This is a genomic window from Nocardioides sp. WJ219 (genome assembly GCF_058559815.1).
Window position 1 is genome coordinate 726,823 of sequence record NZ_JBZUJV010000002.1, and the last position, 19,771, is coordinate 746,593.

18 protein-coding genes are annotated in these 19,771 nt (G+C 74.3%); 10 read left to right on the forward strand and 8 right to left on the reverse strand.

The features are described from left to right. Positions 1-41: 41 nt before the first annotated feature. The gene (locus tag AC4MBH_RS07555) at positions 42-464 is read left to right on the forward strand and encodes a VOC family protein (protein ID WP_491793989.1); all 423 of its coding nucleotides are present in this window, start codon (positions 42-44) and stop codon (positions 462-464) included. A gap of 65 nt (positions 465-529) precedes the next feature. Continuing rightward, positions 530-1,546, forward strand: coding sequence for a DUF4349 domain-containing protein (locus AC4MBH_RS07560; protein ID WP_491793990.1), 1,017 nt, complete (start codon positions 530-532; stop codon positions 1,544-1,546). A gap of 328 nt (positions 1,547-1,874) precedes the next feature. Here AC4MBH_RS07560 and AC4MBH_RS07565 read toward each other — a convergent pair whose 3' ends face one another. Both AC4MBH_RS07565 and hemE read right to left on the reverse strand, forming a co-directional pair. Beyond that, positions 1,875-2,102: a hypothetical protein gene (locus AC4MBH_RS07565; protein WP_491793992.1), complete on the reverse strand. Its 228-nt coding sequence runs from the start codon at positions 2,100-2,102 to the stop codon at positions 1,875-1,877. Between the two features lie 12 nt (positions 2,103-2,114). Then, positions 2,115-3,185, reverse strand: coding sequence for a uroporphyrinogen decarboxylase (hemE, locus tag AC4MBH_RS07570; RefSeq protein WP_491793994.1), 1,071 nt, complete (start codon positions 3,183-3,185; stop codon positions 2,115-2,117). 69 nt (positions 3,186-3,254) lie between these two features. Here hemE and AC4MBH_RS07575 point away from each other — a divergent pair, with 69 nt between their 5' ends. Both AC4MBH_RS07575 and AC4MBH_RS07580 read left to right on the forward strand, forming a co-directional pair. Beyond that, positions 3,255-3,872 (forward strand): DUF3000 domain-containing protein, encoded by a 618-nt coding sequence (locus AC4MBH_RS07575; protein WP_491793995.1) that lies wholly within the window; start codon positions 3,255-3,257, stop codon positions 3,870-3,872. After that, positions 3,869-5,284, forward strand: a complete 1,416-nt coding sequence (locus AC4MBH_RS07580) for a ribonuclease D (RefSeq protein ID WP_491793997.1) — start codon at positions 3,869-3,871, stop codon at positions 5,282-5,284. Before AC4MBH_RS07575 ends, AC4MBH_RS07580 begins: the two co-directional genes overlap by 4 nt. On the opposite strand, the gene AC4MBH_RS07585 is transcribed toward AC4MBH_RS07580, so the two are convergent. The 3 genes from AC4MBH_RS07585 to hrpA all read right to left on the reverse strand — a co-directional run bounded on the left by AC4MBH_RS07585 (position 5,248) and on the right by hrpA (position 12,187). Then, positions 5,248-6,588 (reverse strand): sugar ABC transporter substrate-binding protein, encoded by a 1,341-nt coding sequence (locus tag AC4MBH_RS07585; RefSeq protein WP_491793998.1) that lies wholly within the window; start codon positions 6,586-6,588, stop codon positions 5,248-5,250. The two genes, AC4MBH_RS07580 and AC4MBH_RS07585, sit on opposite strands and share 37 nt — an antisense overlap. 1,102 nt (positions 6,589-7,690) lie before the next feature. Further along, the gene (locus AC4MBH_RS07590) at positions 7,691-8,287 is read right to left on the reverse strand and encodes a hypothetical protein (protein WP_491793999.1); all 597 of its coding nucleotides are present in this window, start codon (positions 8,285-8,287) and stop codon (positions 7,691-7,693) included. Between the two features lie 30 nt (positions 8,288-8,317). Next, positions 8,318-12,187: an ATP-dependent RNA helicase HrpA gene (gene hrpA, locus AC4MBH_RS07595; RefSeq protein ID WP_491794000.1), complete on the reverse strand. Its 3,870-nt coding sequence runs from the start codon at positions 12,185-12,187 to the stop codon at positions 8,318-8,320. 78 nt (positions 12,188-12,265) lie between these two features. Between hrpA and AC4MBH_RS07600 the strand changes: the two genes are divergently transcribed. The 4 genes from AC4MBH_RS07600 (at position 12,266) to AC4MBH_RS07615 (ending at position 15,154) form a co-directional block, all read left to right on the forward strand. After that, the gene (locus tag AC4MBH_RS07600) at positions 12,266-12,796 is read left to right on the forward strand and encodes a hypothetical protein (protein ID WP_491794002.1); all 531 of its coding nucleotides are present in this window, start codon (positions 12,266-12,268) and stop codon (positions 12,794-12,796) included. A gap of 44 nt (positions 12,797-12,840) precedes the next feature. Beyond that, positions 12,841-14,388 (forward strand): FAD-dependent oxidoreductase, encoded by a 1,548-nt coding sequence (locus AC4MBH_RS07605; protein WP_491794004.1) that lies wholly within the window; start codon positions 12,841-12,843, stop codon positions 14,386-14,388. An 80-nt stretch (positions 14,389-14,468) separates the two neighbouring features. Next, positions 14,469-14,936: a DUF2975 domain-containing protein gene (locus AC4MBH_RS07610; RefSeq protein WP_491794006.1), complete on the forward strand. Its 468-nt coding sequence runs from the start codon at positions 14,469-14,471 to the stop codon at positions 14,934-14,936. Beyond that, on the forward strand, positions 14,936-15,154 hold the full coding sequence (locus AC4MBH_RS07615; protein WP_491794008.1) for a helix-turn-helix domain-containing protein: 219 nt from the start codon (positions 14,936-14,938) through the stop codon (positions 15,152-15,154). The genes AC4MBH_RS07610 and AC4MBH_RS07615 overlap by 1 nt, the downstream gene beginning before the upstream one ends. A gap of 12 nt (positions 15,155-15,166) precedes the next feature. Here the strand turns inward: AC4MBH_RS07615 and AC4MBH_RS07620 are convergent, their stop codons facing one another. Both AC4MBH_RS07620 and AC4MBH_RS07625 read right to left on the reverse strand, forming a co-directional pair. Beyond that, positions 15,167-15,547: a hypothetical protein gene (locus tag AC4MBH_RS07620; RefSeq protein ID WP_491794010.1), complete on the reverse strand. Its 381-nt coding sequence runs from the start codon at positions 15,545-15,547 to the stop codon at positions 15,167-15,169. Between the two features lie 56 nt (positions 15,548-15,603). Beyond that, positions 15,604-15,999: a VOC family protein gene (locus AC4MBH_RS07625; RefSeq protein ID WP_491794012.1), complete on the reverse strand. Its 396-nt coding sequence runs from the start codon at positions 15,997-15,999 to the stop codon at positions 15,604-15,606. Positions 16,000-16,026: 27 nt separating this feature from the next. On the opposite strand from AC4MBH_RS07625, the gene AC4MBH_RS07630 reads away from it, so the two are divergent. After that, positions 16,027-16,869, forward strand: a complete 843-nt coding sequence (locus tag AC4MBH_RS07630; RefSeq protein ID WP_491794013.1) for a helix-turn-helix domain-containing protein — start codon at positions 16,027-16,029, stop codon at positions 16,867-16,869. Positions 16,870-16,977: 108 nt separating this feature from the next. Beyond that, on the forward strand, positions 16,978-18,198 hold the full coding sequence (gene rocD / locus AC4MBH_RS07635) for an ornithine--oxo-acid transaminase (RefSeq protein WP_491794015.1): 1,221 nt from the start codon (positions 16,978-16,980) through the stop codon (positions 18,196-18,198). Between the two features lie 328 nt (positions 18,199-18,526). Here rocD and AC4MBH_RS07640 read toward each other — a convergent pair whose 3' ends face one another. Next, positions 18,527-19,759 carry a glycoside hydrolase family 43 protein gene (locus AC4MBH_RS07640; RefSeq protein WP_491794017.1) on the reverse strand — a complete coding sequence of 411 codons (1,233 nt, stop codon included), beginning with the start codon at positions 19,757-19,759 and terminating at the stop codon, positions 18,527-18,529. Positions 19,760-19,771: the final 12 nt, after the last annotated feature.

Below are 19,771 nucleotides of genomic sequence, written 5' to 3' on the forward strand. Positions count from 1 at the left end.
CCACCGGGCCACCAGGGCGCGGACCGACACGAGGAGCGACCATGACGATCGACGTCACCCCCCACCTGAACTTCCGCGGCCAGGCACGCGAGGCGCTGGAGCACTACCGGTCCGTCTTCGGCGGCCAGGTGGTCGTCGCGACGTACGCCGACCTGGGGCAGGTCGAGGACCCCGCCGAGGCCGACCAGGTCGTCTTCGGGATGCTCACCGCCGACAACGGCTTCCGGCTGATGGCCTACGACGTGCCGGCCAGCCGCGCGTGGAGCCGCGGCGAGGACCCGTTCTTCGTCTCGGTGCGCGGCACCGACGCCGACGAGGTCGCCTCCTCCTGGGCCCGGCTCGCCGAGGGCGCCACCGTCGTCCAGCCGCTGGAGCCGGCTCCGTGGACCCCGCTCTACGGGATGCTCACCGACCGGTTCGGCATCACCTGGGTCCTCGACGTCGCCGTGGCGTACGCCGGCTGAGCCACCGCGGCCGCCACTGGTCCAGACCGGTGGAACGAGGTGGTGGGCGAGGACGTCAGTCATGCATGACCCTCCGCGCCCGCCGCCTCGCCGCGGCCACCGCCACCCTCGCCCTGCTCGGCCTCGTCGGCGCCGCCTGCTCGGCGGGCGACGACAGCGACAGCGGTGGGGACAGCGGCGGCTCCGTCGCCGCGACGAACGACGACACCGCGATCGCGCCGGAGGCCGCCGAGGCCGAGGCCGAGGCCGGCTTCAGCGACCTCGCGCAGGACGCGGCGCGCACCGGCACGGCCAGCGCACAGGATCCCGCCGAGCCCGCGGTCAAGGCGGGCCCGGAGCCGGGCGACCCGCGGTCGCTGATCAAGAAGGGCACCGTGGCGCTGCGCTCGGCGGACGTCGAGGACACCCTCTTCGACGTGCGACGGGTCCTCGCCAAGCACGGCGGCGAGGTCGCCGAGGACAACACCGAGGCCGACGACGACGGTGAGGCCGAACGGGCGCTGCTCACGGTCCGGGTGCCGGTGGACGCCTTCGAGTCCGCGCTCGACGAGCTCAAGGTGGTCGGCAAGGACGAGGGCGTCGACCTGGTCGACAGCAGCTCGACGACCAGCGACGTGAGCACCCAGGTCATCGACGTCGACGTCCGCGTCGAGCTGCAGCGGCGCAGCATCGACCGGATCAGCTTCCTGCTCGACCGGGCGACCAGCATCCGCGACATCGTCAGCATCGAGCGCGAGCTCGCCCGCCGCGAGGCCGAGCTCGGGTCGCTGCAGAAGCGCCAGGCGTTCCTGGCCGACCAGACGTCGATGTCGACCCTCACCATCTCGGTCGAGCGGCCGCGCGAGGAGCGCCAGGAGGAGGAGAAGAAGGACGACGACGAGTCGGGCTTCGTCGCCGGCCTGGACAACGGCTGGGACGCCTTCAAGAGCGTCACCACCGGACTGCTCACCGGTGCCGGCGCGCTCCTGCCGTTCGCGCTGCTCGCCCTGGTCCTCGGCGTCCCGCTGCGGCTGTGGCTGCGCCGCCGGCAGTCAGCCGCCCCGACCGCCACCCCGGACGCCCAGGTCCCCGCCGGCGCCTAGCCGGCCGTCCGGGCTCAGCACCACGCTGGTCGAGCCGGGCCGACCGTCGTACGACGCCCGCTGACGCTGGTCGAGCCGGGCGAGCGCCAGCGAGCCCGAGTCGAGACCCGGCGAGGTGCGCACCCTGCGGGGGTCTCGACTCGCGGAGACTTCGTCCCCGCGGCTCGACCACCGCCGGTGACCCACGCTGGTCGAGGAGGGCCGCCAGGCCCGTCTCGAGACCATCCCCCACGCTGGCCGAGTCGAGACCCGGCGAGGTGCCCACTGACGTCCCCGCGGCTCGACCACCGTCGGTGATCGGGCGTCGTACGACGCGGTGGGCGACCGCTCAGCGGGGGGTGAAGTCGTGGGGCTCGCCGTCGACCATGTAGTTGCGGTCGGCCTTGATGCCGTCGACGCACCGCTGCAGCCACGCCTCGTCGGCCGTCTCGACCTCGCGCTCGGCGAGCTGCTCGCGCAGGTGGTCGAGGAGCTGGTCCTCGGTCACCAGGCCTGCGTCCTTGGCGACGGAGGTGGCGTCGACGGCGGCTTGCAGGTCGGCGTTGTGGATGGCCATGAGCCGATCCTGTCAGGCAGGCGGGCGGGCCCCGTCCGGGTGAGCCTCGAGCGGGTAGGTCTGCACGAACTCGGTCAGCCGCGCCAGCTGGTCGGGATCGGTGGACGGGATCACGCCGTGCCCGAGGTTGAAGACGTGCCCGCGCGCGGCCCGGCCGGCCTCGATCACCTCGGCGGCCCGGGCGGTCATCACCTCGGTGGGCGCGAAGACCAGCGTCGGGTCGAGGTTGCCCTGCACGGCGCGGTCGCCGACCTGGGGGACGGCGGTGGCCAGCGGCGTGCGCCAGTCGACGCCGACGACGTCGGCGCCGGCCTCGCCCATCAGCCCCAGCAGGTTGCTGGTGCCGACGCCGAAGTGGATGCGGGGCACGCCCAGCTCGCCGGCCTGCGCCAGCACCCGGGCCGAGTGCGGCATCACCGAGGCCTGGTAGTCGGCGGGGGTGAGCGCGCCGGCCCAGGAGTCGAAGAGCTGGACGGCGGAGGCACCGGCGGCCACCTGCACCTCGAGGTAGGCCGCGGCGATGCCGGCGATCTTGCGCATCAGCGCGTCCCACACCTCCGGGGCGCCGAACATCATCGCCTTGGTGCGTGCGTGCTCCTTCGACGGCCCACCCTCGACCAGGTACGACGCCACGGTGAACGGCGCGCCGGCGAACCCGATCAGCGGCGTCCCGCCCAGCTCGGCCACCAGCCCGCGCACGGCCTCGGTGATGAACGGGACGTGCTCGGGGGTCAGGTCGGGGATCGCCTCGACGTCGGCGAGGGTGCGCACCGGTGAGGCGACGACCGGTCCGACGCCGGGCTTGATGTCGAGGTCGACCCCGACCGCCTTGAGCGGCAGCACGATGTCGGAGAAGAAGATGGCCGCGTCGACGCCGTAGCGCCGGACGGGCTGGAGGGTGATCTCGACGACCAGCTCGGGCCGCATGCACGACTCGAGCATCCCGACGCCCTTGCGGATCTCGAGGTACTCCGGCAGCGAGCGTCCGGCCTGCCGCATGAACCACACCGGCGTGTGCGGCACGGGCTCACCACGGACGGCCTTGAGGAAGGCGCTCTGGACCAGGTCGGGGTGCGGTGCCACGTGACAAGCGTCGCAGGTGCCCCCGCGTGTCCCGATATCGGATCTCCCCTCGGCGCCTACCCTGGCGACATGGTCGTGCGCCAGCCCTCGGGCGATCCCAGCGCCGCACCCACGGAGTTCCGGGCCGCGGTGGCGGCCATGCGTGCCGCCGTGCTGCGGCCCGAGGTGCTCTGCGAGGAGATGCCCGCGCCCCAGCGCATCGCCCCCTACGCCGCCGCGCTGTCGGCCGACGTCACCGTCGACGGCGTCGACGTCGGGACCGGGCGGATCATCCTGCTGCACGACCCGGCCGGCAACGACGCGTGGGACGGCACCTTCCGCTGCGTGGCCTACTGCCGCTGCGAGGTCGAGCTCGAGCTGGTGGCCGACCCGATGCTGGCCCACGTCGGCTGGTCCTGGCTGGTCGACGCCCTCGAGTCGAACGGCGCCGACCACACCCACGCCTCCGGCACCGTGACCCGCGTCGCCACCGAGTCCTTCGGCGGCATGGCCGAGGACGGCGGCACCGCCCAGATCGAGGTGCGCGCGTCGTGGACTCCGGTCCTCGGGCCCGCCGGTCTCGAGATCGGGCCGCACGTCGAGGCGTGGGGCGAGCTGCTCTGCACCGCCTCCGGGCTCGAGCCCGTGCCCGAGGGCGTCGCCGTGCTGCCGAGCCGACGAGGGCAGCGGGGCACCCCGTCCCGATGACCTCCGCCCCAGACGACACCGGCCCCGCCACCGCTGCGGAGTCCGAGACCCCCGAGACGCCCGAGACGCCCGAGACCCCCGAGGTCGTCGAGCCGCTCGCCGAGCTGCTCACGCTCGCCGACGGGCTCCCGCCGCTGATCGAGACCCCCGAGGCGTTGGCGGAGTACTGCGCCTCCCTCGCAGCCGGCACCGGACCGGTCGCCATCGACGCCGAGCGGGCCTCGGGCTACCGCTACTCCGGACGCGCCTACCTGATCCAGCTGCGGCGCAACGGCTCGGGCACCGCGCTGGTCGACCCGATCGCGTTCGACTCCCTCGCGCCGCTGGCGGAGGTGCTCGAGGGCACCGAGTGGATCCTGCACGCCGCGACCCAGGACCTGCCTTGCCTCAACGAGGTCGGCCTGTACCCCGCCGCCCTCTTCGACACCGAGCTGGCGGGCCGGCTGCTGGGCTACCCCCGGGTCGGGCTGGCCACCCTGGTCGAGACCCTGCTCGGGTTCCGGATGAAGAAGGAGCACTCCGCAGCCGACTGGTCGACCCGGCCGTTGCCGGCGTCGTGGCTCGAGTACGCCGCCCTCGACGTCGAGGTGCTCGTTGAGCTCCGCGACCGGCTCGCGGCCGAGCTCGAGGAGACCGGCAAGGCCGAGTGGGCGCGGCAGGAGTTCGACGCGCTCCGGTCGTTCCAGGCGACGCCCCGCGCCGAGGCGTGGCGGCGTACGTCGGGGCTGCACCGGGTCCGCGGCCGTCGCTCGCTCGCCGCGGTCAAGGCGCTGTGGGAGACCCGCGACGAGCTGGCCGCCCGCCGCGACGTCACCCCGGGCCGGATCATCCCCGACGCGGCGATCGTCGCGGCCGCGACGGCGATGCCGACCGACCGCGCCGCGCTGGCCGAGGTCAAGGGCTTCCACGGACGTGGCGCCGAGCGCTACGCCGCCCGCTGGGTCGAGGCGCTGGCCGAGGTCGCCGCACTCGAGGAGGACCAGCTGCCGCCGCGCTCGCCGCGCGGCGACGGTCCTCCCCCGCCGCGTGCGTGGGCCGAGAAGGACCCCGTGGCCGCCGTCCGGCTGCAGCTCGCGCGGGCCGGGGTGGGCGAGATCGCCGAGCAGCACTCCCTGCCGGTGGAGAACGTGCTGACCCCCGACACGCTGCGCCGCACGCTCTGGACGCCGCCGGCCACCCGCGACCCGGGCGACCTGCTCGACCGCGTGGTCGACCAGCTCGGGCAGCTGGGCGCCCGCCCCTGGCAGGTCGCGCTCACCGCGCCGGTCATCGTCACCGCGGTGCTGCAGGCCGACGAGCAGGCCGCCCAGCAGGCCGCGCAGAAGGCCGCCGACCGGGCCGCCAAGGCCGAGCGGAGCGCCCAGGCGGCCGCGGCTCAGGACGTCGAAGAGTCCGAGGGCGACGGCGAGTAGTCGGGGTCGAGCACCGACTGCGAGGCGTCGTCGATCTCGTCGGCGACCTCCGAGACGTCGATGACGCCCACGCTGGTCAGCATCGACTCGATCAGCGGCTCGACCGCCTCGTCGAGGGCGGCGGCGTCGTCGACGAGCGGGAGGAAGACCAGGTTGTCGACGCTGACGTTGAAGACACCGGCGTTCTCGGGGTCGTCCGACGGCTGCAGGAACGCGTCGGAGCGCGCGACCGTGGTGTTGGCCGGGACGACGTAGCCGGACTCGGCGAGGGGCTCGACCGCCTCGTCGGAGATCGCGTGGACCAGGAAGTCGGCGGCCTGCTCGACGTGGTCACCGGGGGCGATGCAGAGCCCGCTCACCTCACCGACCGTCGCCGGACCGCCGACCTGCGGCATCGGCATCACGTCGAAGCGCAGCCCGTCGACCTCGCGCAGGGCAGGGGTGAGGTCGCGGTAGCCCTCGATCATCCCGAGCTCGCCCCGCTCGAACCACTCCAGCGGCGTGGCCTCGGCGAGCTGCTCGTCGCTCAGCGTCAGCCGCGGGTCGCGCAGCAGCTGCAGCACGGTCTCGAGGGTGTCGACGTTGTCGCTGCTGCCGAACGCCAGGGACGTCGGGTCGCTGCCGTCCTCGAACGGGCTCCCGCCTCCGGAGAGCAGGAACGGCGCCAGGCCCGACAGGCTCGGCGAGATCGACACCCCGCGGTTGTCGCCGCGGCGGCTGGCGAACGCGGCCGCGGCGGCGAACTCCTCGAACGTCCAGCCCTCGATCTCGTCGCTCGGGGTCGGCAGGTCGCGCTCGCCCATCAGCTCGAAGTCGATGAGGTCGGTGTTGTAGTAGATGACCATCGGCGAGACCGCCGACGGCATGCACTGCAGGTCGTCGTCCTCGGAGAACGCCTCGATCGTCGACTGCACGTACTCGTCGCCGTAGCTGACGTCGCGGGCCTCGAGCAGCTCGAACAACGGCACGTTGCTCTCCTCCTCGATGACCTCGGCCAGGTCGCGCCGCGCCACGAGGTAGACGTCGGGCGGGGCGGTGCCGGCGTCGAGGTCGGTGCGCATCTCCTCGCGCGAGGGCCACGAGACCAGGTCGACCTCGACGCTCTGGGCCTCGGCGTTGTAGTCGTCGACCATGGACTGGTAGGCCGCGACCAGCTCGTCGGGCCCGAAGACACCGAAGCTCAGCCGGACGACGCCCCCCGGCGGGTCGGGCTCGGGCTGCTCCTGCTCGCAGGCGGTCACGGGGACCAGCACCAGCACGAGGGCCGTGACGATCGCGAGCCGCCGGCTCCAGCGTCGTCTCATCAGTCTCCTCGGGTGCGTCACGCGTGGGTCGCGTGCGGCGTCACCCTACCCAGACCCACGGACAGGACCCGACCTGTTTCCGGCCGGCGCGCACCTCGCCGGGTCTCGGCTCGACCAGCGTCGTACGACGTCCATCACCGTCGGCGCGCACCTCACCGGGTCTCGACTCGGCCAGCGTGGGTCACCGACGGTGGTCGAGCCGCGGGGACGAGGTCACCGCGAGCCGAGACCCCCGCCCACGACGACCGACGCTGGTCGAGGAGGCCGGCCACGGCCGTCTCGAGACCACCGCCGGTGGGCAAACCCACCCGGTCTCGACCGGCTCGACGAGCGTCGTACGACGTCCATCACCGTCGGCGCGCACCTCACCGGGTCTCGACTCGGGCTCGCTGGCGCTCGCCCGGCTCGACCAGCGTGGGTCACCGACGGTGGTCGAGCCGTGGGGACGAGGTCACCGCGAGTCGAGACCCCCGCAGGGTGCGCATCTCACCGGGTCTCGACTCGGGCTCGCTGGCGCTCGCCCGGCTCGACCAGCGTCGATCACCGACGGTGGTCGAGCCGCGGGGACGAGGTCTCCGCGAGTCGAGACCCCCGCAGCATCCCCGCCCACGGCGACCGACGCTGGTCGAGGAGGCCGGCCACGGCCGTCTCGAGACCACCGCCGGTGGGCAACCCGCCGGGTCTCGGCCCGGCTCGACCCGCGTCGTACGACGTCCATCACCGTCGGCGTGCACCTCACCGGGTCTCGAGACGGTTCCTGGCGGAACCTCCTCGACCGCCGTCGGGTGAGGTGGACGTCGAGCACGCCGGACCGGGAGCGCCTCACGGCGCGTGGCCGCTCGTGGCGGCTTGTTGTGGGACCCGGGGCTGCCGCGGCCCGACGTGCTCGACAGGTACAACGCTACTCCGCCCGGGGCATTCCTCAACAGGGAGCGGCGCGGGTCGGGGGTGAGGAGTCCCTCAGTCGTCCTCGCCGGGGGCGGGGTCGGGGTGCGGGCCGGGCGGTGTCTCGCCGTCGGTCTTCGGCGGCTCGGCGTCCTGGTCGGGTTCGGGCTGCGGGGTGTCGGTGGTCATGCGGCCCGGTACCCAGGGACCCGCCGGGTCAGGCCAACCGGCCGGCGAGCTCGAGCCGGGCGGCGGCCTCGAGCTGCTCGGCCAGGCCGAGCATCCGGCGTACCTCGGCGTCGGTCGGTTCGGCCAGGACGGCGCGACCGGTGGCGACGACGTGCGCGAACGCCGCCGCGCGGAGCAGAACGTCGGCGAAGTCGCCGATCGCGATGCCGCGGAGCGCCTCGTCGATCATCGCCCGCAGCTCGTCGGGGCCGGGCGGGATGGCGACCCCGGCGACGACGACGGCGACCTGGGCGCCGGTGCGGCCGGCGTCGTACTCCCGCGCGGCGCGGACGGGCTCGCGGTGCACCCACGAGCGCAGCAGGAACAGCCGCCACAGGCAGCCGGCCAGGGAGTCGGCGGGCGAGCCGGCCCACACCTCGGCAATGGTCTCGATGCCCTCGGTGTCGGCGAGGTGCAGCAGCCGGTCGGCGACCTCGGAGTCACCGCTCCCGCCGGCGCCGCGCACGAGCAGCGTGGCCGCCCGGTCGGCAGCGTCGCTGACCAGTGCCGGGTCGGCGCCGCCCTCGACCTCGTCGAAGAAGGACGACCAGCGCTGCATCGGCCGGTGGTGGGGGCGTTCGGGCACCGCACCAGCCTAGGGCGTGTCTGGGAGGGCTCAGCCCAGCGCCTTGCGGATGCGCTGGTCGCTGACCGGGCCGTCGGTGCCGAGCTGCTGGGCCCACAGCGAGACGCGGTACTCCTCCAGCATCCAGCGCACCCGCCGCAGCCGGTCGTCGGGCGGGCGGCCCTCGGGCAGCGCGTCGAGCCGGTGCTGGTAGGCGTCCTGCAGCGGCACCACCTGGTCCATCAGCGGCCGGTCGCGCTGGATGCCGGCCCCGGTCAGCCGCTCGCGGCGCGTCTCCAGGGCCCGCAGGTACGTCGGGTAGCGGCGCAGCCGCCGCGCCCCGGCCTCCCCCACGAACCCCCGCTGGACCAGCCGCGCCAGCTGCCCCTTCATGTCGGTCAGCGCCGGCAGCTGCGCCATGTCGGCGCGCCCGCCCAGGGCCTTGTCGGCGCCCCGCCAGCGGTCGAGCACGACGATGACGTCGCCGACGACGGCCCGCACCGCGGCCTCGTGGTCGCGGGTCGCCTCGGCCACGAGCGCGGCGAAGGCCGCCTCGTCGCGCACCTCGTCGCGGTCGTCGACCAGGTCGGCGAGCACCGCGACCCGGCAGTCGGCGAGCAGGTCGGCCACGCTCGGGTACGGCGACCCGGCGAGCCCGAGCTTCTCGAGGTTGCTGAGCCCGGCGAGCACGCGGGCGGCCGGGTCGGGCACGGCCAGGGCCAGCAGGCGGCGTACGCCGAGGCGGTGACGGGCCGCGGCCTCCTCGGCCGACCCGAAGACCGCCAGCCCGGCGGTGGTGCCCTCGTCGACGAGGCCGGGGTAGGCCGTGACCTCGTGCCCGGCGCGCCGCTCGGTGATCGACGGTGCGAGCGAGCCGAAGGTCCAGGCGGTCTGCCCGGTCGCCGCCAGCCCGCTGTGGCTGGCGACCTCGTCGAGGGCGGCGGCGAACTGCGGTCGCAGCGGCGCCTTGAGCGCCTCGAGGTCCTTGCCGCGGGCCTGCTCGGCGCCGGCGTCGTCGACCACGCGGTAGGTGGGTCGCAGGTGCTCGGCGACCTTGGACCAGTCCCAAGCCTCGCGCGGCACCACGACCCCCGTGGTCGAGCGGCACCAGCGCTCGAGGGCGTCGAGCAGCGGCTCCTCGCCCGGCGGGGTCTCGCGCAGGAAGGCGCGGGCGCGGTCGGGGGCCGGGACGAGCGAGACCCGCAGGTTCTTGGGCAGGCTGCGGATCAGGCTGGTCACCAGCTCCTCGCGCAGCCCCGGCACGTTCCAGGAGAAGTCGTCGTCGCCGACCTGGTTGAGGGTGGCGACGGGCACGTCGATGGTGAGGCCGTCGTCGGCCGCGCCGGGCTCGAAGTGGTAGCTGATCGGGAAGGTCAGCCCCTCCCGGCCGCCGGCCCACGCCGTCGGGAACTCGTGCTCCTGCACGTCGGCCGCGGTGTCGTGGGTGAGCAGGTCGAGGGAGAGGTCGAGCAGCTCGGGACGGCGCTGCCGCTCGCGCTTCCACCAGGTGTCGAAGTGGGCGCCGCTGACGACCTCGGGGCCCACGCGGGCGTCGTAGAAGTCGAAGAGGGTGTGCTCGTCGACGACGATGTCGCGGCGCCGGGCGCGGTGCTCGAGCTCGGCGGCCTCCTCGAGCAGCGCGCGGTTGCGGGCGAAGAACGTGTGCCTTGTGTGCCACTCGCCCTGCACCAGCGCGTGCCGGATGAACAGCTCGCGGGCGATCGACGGCGCGACCTTGCCGAAGGAGACGAGCCGGTCGGCGACCAGCGGGACGCCGTACAGGGTGACGCGCTCGTGGGCGAGCACGGCGGCGCGCTTCTTGGACCAGTGCGGCTCGGAGTAGGTGCGCTTGACCAGGTGGGCACCGAGGCGCTCGGCCCACTCGGGGTTGATCGCGGCGTTCTGGCGCGCCCAGAGGCGGCCGGTCTCGACGAGCTCGCCGGCCATCAGGAACGGAGGGTTCTTCCGGTGGAGGCCGCTGCCGGGGAAGATCGCGAACCGCGCGCCGCGGGCGCCGACGTACTCACGCATGCCGCGCTCCTTGCGGTCGCGCTCCTCCAGCAGGCCGATGTGGGAGAGCAGCCCGGACAGCAGCGCCTGGTGGATGCCGTCGGCGTCGGGGACGTCGGCGGGCTGGCCGACGTCGATCTTCATCTCCTTGCAGACCTGGCGCAGCTGGGACTCGAAGTCCTGCCACTCCCGCACCCGCAGGTAGTTGAGGAACTCCCGCTTGCACATCCGTCGGAACGCGCTGCTGCTCAGCTCCTTCTGCTGCGCCTTGACGTAGCGCCACAGCTCGAGCCAGGTGAGGAAGTCCGATCCCTCGACCTTGAACCGCGCGTGCTGCTGGTCGGCCTGCGGGCGCTGCTCGGCGGGCCGCTCGCGCGGGTCCTGCAGGCTGAGCGCCGCCGCGATCACGATCACCTCCCGCACGCACCCGAGCCGCTCGGCCTCGAGCACCATCCGCGCCAGCCTCGGGTCGATCGGCAGCCGCGCCAGCCGCCGTCCGACCTCGGTCAGCCGCGGCCCGTCGTGCTTGGACCGTCGGTTTCGAGACGGGCCTGGTCGGCCCTCCTCAACCACCGGTGGTTGAGGAAGGCGCGCTGGCGCCTGTCTCGAGACCACATCCCCGGCAGTCACCGCGCCGAGCTCCTCCAGCAGCTGGACGCCGGCCTGCACGTTGCGCTTGTCGGGCGGCTCCACGAACGGGAAGCGGCCGACGTCGCCGAGGCCGAGGGAGGTCATCTGCAGGATGACCGAGGCGAGGTTGGTGCGCAGGATCTCGGGCTCGGTGAACTCCGGACGCGAGGTGTAGTCCTCCTCGGAGTACAGCCGGATGGCGATGCCCGGGGCGACGCGGCCGCACCGGCCGGCGCGCTGGTTGGCCGAGGCCTGGCTGATCGGCTCGACGGGCAGCCGCTGCACCTTGGTGCGCACCGAGTAGCGCGAGATGCGCGCGACGCCGGTGTCGACGACGTACCGGATGCCGGGGACGGTCAGCGAGGTCTCGGCGACGTTGGTGGAGAGCACGACGCGGCGGCCGCCGTGGGAGGCGAAGACGCGGTGCTGCTCGGCCGCGGAGAGCCGCGAGTAGAGCGGCACGATCTCGGGCCCGCGCTCGCCCAGGGCGGTGGACAGCGCGTCGGCGGTGTCGCGGATCTCGCGCTCGCCGGGCAGGAACACCAGGACGTCGCCGGGTCCGTCGCCCGCGAGCTCCTTGACCGCGTCGACGATCGCCTCGGTCTGGTCGCGGACGATGGGCTCGCCGTCGTCGTCGTCCTCCAGGACGTCGACCAGCGGCCGGTAGCGGACCTCGACCGGGTAGGTACGCCCGCTGACCTCGACGACGGGGGCGCCGTCGAAGTGCTCGGAGAACCGCTCGACGTCGATCGTGGCCGAGGTGATGATCAGCTTGAGGTCGGGCCGGCGCGGCAGCAGCCGCTTGAGGTAGCCGAGCAGGAAGTCGATGTTGAGGCTCCGCTCGTGGGCCTCGTCGACGATGATCGTGTCGTACTTGCGCAGCTGCCGGTCGCGCTGCAGCTCGGCCAGCAGGATGCCGTCGGTCATCAGCTTGACCCGGGTCGCGCGCGAGGTGCGGTCGGTGAACCGGACCTGGTAGCCGACCAGGCTGTCGGGGTCGCCGATGCCGGTGCCGAGCTCGCTGGCGATCCGCTCGGCCACCGAGCGCGCGGCGATCCGGCGCGGCTGCGTGTGGCCGATGATCCCGCCCTCGCGGCCGCCCTGCCCGCGGCCGAGGTCGAGGCAGATCTTCGGCAGCTGGGTCGTCTTGCCCGACCCGGTCTCCCCGGCCACGATCACCACCTGGTGGTCGCGGATCGCCTCGGCGATCTCGTCGCGCCGCTGGCTGACCGGGAGGTCGGGCGGGTAGGTGATGCCCCGCTCGACCGCCGACTCCGTCATGGTCCTGCCATTCTGCCGGGTGCCCGGCCGGGACGACGACGGTGGCGTGGAACCGGGGCGGCCGGGGATGCTGCACCCGTGGACTGGCGAGCGACGAGGGACTGGTTTCGACGGGCGCTCGACCTGGACCCCCATCCGCCCGGGTGGGCGCCCGACCCGGTGCACGGGCCGGTGCTCGTCACCCCGGTGCACCCCGACCGGGGGCCGGCCCCCTACCGCGTCGAGTCGCCGGCGCTGGGCGTCCTCGAGCTGGTCGACGAGGCGCGGGCCGTGCGGACGCCGGACTTCGTCGGGCAGGTCCGGCGACCCACCGGCGCGGTCGCGCGACGCTCCGCCGACGACGTCCGGGTGCACTGGGAGGGCCACGAGCTGCGCCTGCGGCACACGGGCAACACCAAGGCCCGGCTCGACCTCGACGGCACCACCGTCGCGCGCCTGGCCCGGACGAGCCGGTCGAACGGGGGCGACGACCGGTCCCGCGTGTCCTACGACGTGCAGTGGGAGCGGCCGGTGCCCGGGTCGGTCGCCCTGCTCGGCCACGCCCTGGCCTCGCGCTACGGCGTCGGGGCGGAGGGGACGTTCTCCCGCGTGATCGAGGATCTCCCGTGAACGACCCGAGGCAGTCGAACTAGAACACGTTCTAGACTCCCGCCATGAGTGCGGACGAGGGCCAGTACGACGTCATCGTGGTCGGCTCCGGCGGGGGCGCCCTGACCGGCGCCGCGGTCGCGGCCAGGGCGGGGCTGCGCGTCGTCGTGGTGGAGAAGACCCCGCTGCTGGGCGGCACGTCGGCGTACTCCGGTGGCGCGTGCTGGCTGCCCGGCACCCAGGTGCAGCAGCGTGCCGGCATCCCCGACTCGACCGAGGGCGCCCGCGCCTACCTCGACGCCATCCTCGACGCCCCCGACGCACCCGCCACCCGGACCAAGCTCGAGGCGTTCCTGGCGCACGCACCCGAGCTGGTCGCCGACCTCGAGTCCGACCCCGGGATCGACTTCGAGTGGCTCCCGTTCCCGGAGTACTACGACGCGCCCGGCCGGGTCCCGTTCGGCCGCTCCATCCAGCCCACCAACGTCCGGCGGACCGAGCTGCACCCGCTGGTCAGCGAGCTGGTGCGGCCGCCGGTGGAGCTCGACCGGGTCGGCGCTCCCGGGCACCGCACGCTCACCGGCGGCCAGTCGCTGATCGCCCGGCTGACCCAGGTCGTGGTGCGCGAGGGCGGTGCGGTGCTGACCGGTCACCGGGTGACCCGGCTGCTCAGCGACGACACCGGGCGGGTCACCGGGGTCGGCTGCGTCGTCGACGACGGCGAGACCGAGCGCCTCGTCGAGCTGACCGCGACCCGGGGCGTGCTGGTCGCCGCCGGCGGGTTCGAGGGCAACGCGGCGCTGCGCACCGAGCACGGCGTGCCGGGTGACGTGGCGTGGAGCATGGCCCCGCGCGGCGCCAACCTCGGTGAGGCGCTCGAGGCCGCGCTGGTGCTCGGCGCCGACGCCGACTGGAGCCCGCTGGGCTGGTTCTGCCCGGGACTCGAGCAGCCCGACGGCGGCGGGTCGTTCACGCTCGGCTTCCGCAGCGGGCTGATGGTCGACCAGACGGGGCAGCGCTACGCCAACGAGTCGCTCCCCTACGACCGGTTCGGCCGCGAGATGGCGAAGGCCCCCGAGCGGGTGCCGTCGTGGTTCGTCTTCGACGCCGCCGAGGGCGGCGGGCTGCCGGCCATCGCGATGCCCGAGGGCGACGCCGAGGCCCACCTCGCCGCCGGCACCTGGGTGCGGGCCGACACGCTCGCCGGGCTCGCCGGACTGGTCGGCGTACCGCCCGACGCGCTGGTTGCGACCGTCAAGCGCTTCAACGACCTCTGCGCCACCGGCGTCGACGACGACTTCGGCCGTGGCGCCGACGAGTACGACACCTTCTTCACCGGCGGCACGGGCCCCAACAAGGCGCTCACCGGCGTCACGCAGGGCCCGTTCACGGCCGCCCGGTTCGTGCTCTCCGACCTCGGCACCAAGGGCGGCCTGGTCACCGACGCGGCCGGTCGGGTGCTGCGCCGCGACGGCTCCCCGGTCCCCGGCCTGTACGCCGCCGGCAACTCGACGGCGTCGATGTTCGGCGGCGTCTACCCCGGCCCGGGCGCCCCGCTCGGCTCGGCGATGGTCTTCGCCAGCCTGGCCGTGCGGGACATGCTCGGGACCTGAGGCCCGCGGGTGGCTTGCCCTACCTACCGTTTTTCGATAGATTCCTGCCGTTGGTCGACATCACCACCGGAGGTCCCACGATGAGCAGTGCCACCGTCCTCGCGCTCCGCGCCGTCCTGGCGGGCGGGCTCCTCGGCTCGGTCCTCGTGCAGGCGGTGATGGTGCCGCTGCTGGCCATCGACCTCGACGACGCCCCGGCCGGGGTCCGCTGGCCGGTGGTCGCGATCGTGCTGCTCGGCATCGCGACCGTCCAGGTCACGATGGTCTGCGTGTGGCGGCTGACCACGTTCGTGCGCCGCGGCACGGTCTTCTCCCAGGCGTCGTTCCGCTACGTCGACTGGATCGTCGGCGCCGTCGCCGTCGCGGCGCTGCTGCTGTTCGCCCTCGGCGTGGTCGCCGCACCCGGCGAGGCCGTCGCCCCGGGTGTCGTCCTGCTCATCGGCGGCGCAGGAGTGCTCGTCGCCGGCGTGGCGCTCCTCGTGCTCGTGCTGCGCACGCTGCTGGCCCAGGCCGTGGCGCTGCGCACCGAGCTGGACGCGGTGATCTGATGCCCATCGTCGTCGACGTCGACGTGATGCTGGCGCGCCGCAAGATGCCGGTCGGCGTCCTGGCCGAGCGGGTCGGGATCACCCCCGCCAACCTGGCGGTGCTCAAGAACGGGCGCGCCAAGGCCGTCCGGTTCTCCACGCTCGAGGCGCTGTGCGAGGTGCTCGACTGCCAGCCCGGCGACCTGCTCCGCTGGGAGCCCGACGGCGTCGGCGCCTGAGGGTCCACGCAGTCAGGCGTCGGCGTCGCCGTCCGCCGACGACGTGCTCGGCGCGTCGGGCGTGACCTCCTCGTCCGGCGGCGTGGCCGGCGGTACGCCGCCACCCGGCGGCGCTCCCTCGTCGGGCCACACGTCCCGGCTGCCCGGGCCCCCGCGGCCGTCGAAGCCGTGCAGCTCACCTCGGCCGCCGGGCCCCCGGCCGCCGCCGTCCCGGTCGACGAGCGCGCCGACGGCCGCGCCGCCGAGCCCGCCGAGGACCAGTGCCGCGAGCGCGAGCGCCACCACGGCTCGGAGCCGGAACACGCGTTGGCGCAGCGGCGTCCGCCCGGGCGCGGGCTGGTGGGCGGCCGGGTCGGGATCGGGGGTCGGCGGGTGGTCGGTGCGGGTGTCCATGCCTGCGACGATCGCGGCGCGACCTGTGCCCGGCCTGTGGCCCCGCCGTGCGCGGCCTACCAGCTCGCGGCGTCGGTCAGGCAGAACGGGTGCCCGGCGGGGTCGAGCAGCACCCGCCACGTCTCGCCCGGCTGCGGGTCGGCCAGGCTGGCACCGAGCTCGAGCGCCCGTGCCTCGACGGCGGCGATGTCGGCGCACGCGAGGTCGAGGTGGAACTGCTTGCGGCCGCCCTCGTCGGGCCACGACGGCGGCTGGTAGCCCGGCACCTGCCCGAACCCGAGGGCCGGCTGGCCGCCGCCGGGCGCGGCGAGCATCGCGTACTCGTCCTGCACGTGCGCCACCTCCCAGCCCATCAGCCCCGACCAGAAGGTCGCCTCGGCGCGCACATCGGCGCAGTCGAGGGTGGTCATCTTCAGCTCGGCGGTGGCCCGCCCGGTCGTCGCGTCGGTCATGTCGGTGATCCTTCCTAGGATCGCGACGTGGCGACTAGGACAAAAGCGACCTCCACCCGGGCCGGCATCCTGCGTCCCGAGGAGTTCGCCCGGCACGTCTCGCTCGAGCGCACCGAGACCACCGCCGAGCTCACGCCCTGGGTCGAGTACCACTGGACCCTGACCTGGGACCTGCCCGAGACCACGACCTTCCCCAGCGCCGTCGTCCCGCACCCGGCGTGCAACATCACCGTCGAGCGCGGCGACGCCCGGCGCCCCGAGGCCGCCGGCGAGGTCGTGCTGGTCACCGGCGTGGTCACCCGCCGGTTCGACGTCGACGTGCGCGGCCGGGGCTGGGTGCACGGCGTCAAGCTGCGACCCGGCGGGCTGGTCGCCCTCACCCGTCCCGACGCCGGCGCCCGTGCCCTCACCGACCGCACCGCCCCGGCCAAGGAGGTGCTGCCGGTCGCCGTCCACGACGCCCTCGACGACCTGGCGGCCGGCACCCCCGCCGACGCCGCCACCCGGCACGCCTGCGCGGCCCTGGCGCCGCTCGCGCCGGCCGCGGCCGACCCGTCGTACGACGTGCTGCTCGGCGTCGTCGCCGACATGCTGGGCGACCGCACGCTGCTCCGGGTCGGCGAGGTCGCCGAGCGGCACGGTCTGTCCCCGCGCAGCCTCGAGCGGCTGTTCGCCCGCTACGTCGGCGTCGGGCCCAAGTGGGTGCTCGCCCGCTACCGCATGCACGACGTGGTCACCGCCCTCGACGAGGGGTACGCCGGCTCGCTGGCCGACCTCGCAGCCGCCCACGGCTGGTACGACCAGGCCCACTTCGGTCGCGACTTCACCGCCCTGGTGGGCGTGCCGCCCGGTGAGTACCGCGCCCGGTGAGCGTCGCGGCGGTCGGCGTCCGCGGCGTCGGCTTGGAGCCCACCGCGGTTGTCTGACAATCTGGCGGCGCCGCCCCTACAGTGGGGAACGCCCACGGAAGGGGACCTGATGACCGCGTCCACGACGGACCGCCGCACGACGACCGAGTTCGAGCGCGCCGAGGCCCGCACCGCGCACAACTACCACCCCCTGCCGGTCGTGGTCGCGCACGCCGAGGGCGCCTGGATGACCGACGTCGACGGCCGCCGGTTCCTCGACCTGCTCGCCGGCTACAGCGCCCTCAACTTCGGTCACTCCCACCCCCGGCTGCTCGAGGCGGCGCACGCCCAGCTCGACCAGCTGACACTGACCAGCCGCGCGTTCGTGCACGACCGGTTCGCCGACTTCACCGCCGGGCTCGGCGACCTGTGCGGCAAGGACCTGGTGCTGCCGATGAACACCGGCGCCGAGGCCGTCGAGACCGCCATCAAGGTCATGCGCAAGTGGGGCTACCGGGTCAAGGGCATCGCCGCCGACCGCGCCGAGATCATCGTCGCCAGCGGCAACTTCCACGGCCGCACCACCACCATCGTCGGCTTCTCCGACGACCCCGACGCGCGCGACGACTTCGGTCCGTTCGCCCCCGGCTTCGTGACCGTCCCGTACGGCGACCTCGCGGCCCTCGAGGCCGCCATCACCCCGCAGACCGCCGGCGTGTTGATCGAGCCGATCCAGGGCGAGGGCGGCGTGGTCATCCCGCCGCCGGGCTACCTCCAGGGCGTCCGCGAGGCGTGCACCCGCGAGAACGTGCTGATGGCCGCCGACGAGATCCAGGCCGGCCTCGGCCGCACCGGGCGCACCTTTGCCTGCGACCACGAGGACGTCGTCCCCGACCTCTACGTCCTCGGCAAGGCGCTGGGTGGCGGCATCGTCCCGGTCTCGGCCGTCGTCGCCGACCGCGACGTGCTCGGCGTGCTCGAGCCCGGCCAGCACGGCTCCACCTTCGGCGGCAACGCGCTGGCCTGCGCGGTCGGCAGCGCCGTCGTCGACATGCTCGCCACCGGCGACTTCCAGCGCCGCGCCGAGGAGCTCGGCGGCCTGATGCGCCACCGGCTCGAGTCCCTCGTCGGACACGGCGTGGTCGGCGTCCGGGTGCGCGGCCTGTGGGCCGGGATCGACATCAACCCGGCCGTCGGCACCGGCCGCGAGGTGTGCGAGGCGCTGATGGCGCGCGGCGTCCTGGCCAAGGACACCCACGGCTCCACGATCCGGCTCGCTCCCCCGCTCGTCGTCTCCGAGGACGACCTGGCCTGGGGCCTCGACCAGCTCGCAGCGGTCGTCCAGCGCTGACCTGCACCGACGGTGGTCGAGGAGGTTGCGGGTCGGCAGCACCCACGGTGGTTGAGGAGGTTGCGGGTCGGGCAGCACCCACGGTGGTTGAGGAGGTTGCGCTAGCAACCGTCTCGAAACCACCCCGGCCACGCACCCACGGTGGTTGAGGAGGTTGCGCCAGCAACCGTCTCGAAACCACCCCGGCCACGCACCCACGGTGGTTGAGGAGGTTGCGCTAGCAACCGTCTCGCAACCACCCCGGCCACGCACCACCACCGGGCCTCTACCCGGGCTCGCTGACGCTCGCCCGGCTCGACCAGCGTCGGGCGGGACCGGACGACCGAGGTCAACCCGCGTTGACCAGCTCCAGGGTCAGGTCGGGGCGCTGCCACAGCCCGGCGATCCGCAGCCGGCGGAGGCGGCCGACCTGCTCGGGCTCCCAGGCGTGGTAGGCGAGCCGCAGCGAGCCGTCGGCGACGAAGGCGCTCGCGCCGCCCGGGCCGAGGCGCCCGGTGCTCGTCGTGCTGAGCAGGGGAGCCGCCGACGGGCGCCCGCACGGACCGGCCGGGCCCTCGCAGATCGCGTAGCCCGTGGCGTAGTCGGCGGTCGTGTACTTGTGCGCGGAGTAGAAGAGGTAGGTGACCCCGCGGAAGCTGATCATGCTGGGGTTCTCGATCGTCCCGCCCTCCCAGCCGCCCTCGTGGGCGAGCACCTCGTAGGTCTGCGAGCCGCGCGCCCAGCCGGTCCCGGTGGCGTCGAGGCGCCGGCTGAAGATGGCGGTGGGACGCCCCGGGTCGCTGGAGAACTTCCAGAGCATCCACGGCGCGCCGTCCTCGTCGACGTACAGGTCGGGGTCGATGACGCCCTGGGGCGAGGTCGACGCGCAGACCAGCGGGTCGCCGAGGTGCTCGAACGGACCGGTCGGGCTGCTGCTGCGGGCGAGGCCGATGCAGTTGTGCCGCTCTCCCCCGACCACGCCGTACTGCGCCGAGTAGGCCAGCGTCCAGCCGTCGCCGATCCGCTCGATCCCGGGTGCCCACAGCCCGCCGCCGCGGTCGCGGTTGCGCACCCAGTCGCCGACGCGGGGCAGCGCGTCGGCGTCGAGCGCGGTCCAGGTGCGCAGGTCGGTCGAGGTGAGCGTGGGCACGTGCCGGCCCGAGGTGTTGGTCGCGTAGGCGAACCACCGGTCGCCGATCCGGGCGACGTCCGGGTCGGCGAAGTAGCCGCGGTAGCTCGAGCCCGGCCGCCAGGCGGTGTCGGCCCCCTCGACGACGATCTCCTCGGGCCGCACCTGCTGCGGCACCCTCGCGGCGATCCGCTCGGCCAGCGCCGCCAGCCGGACCATGTCGTTGTCCGTCTGGCTGGGCGGCTGCGGCGGGGGCGCGTCGACCTCGGCGGCCGGGGGCACCGCCGTGGCCGTGGGCTCCTCCGACGGCGTGGCCGATGGCGCGGCGGACGACGTGCCCGACGGTGTGTCGGCAGCCTGCGGCGCGTCGGCGCCACCGCTGCAGCCGGCCACGAGCGCGCAGGCCAGCAGCGCGGTGACCGCCTGGGCGAGACGGGCTCGACTGCGTCGCATCGGGCTCCTCGC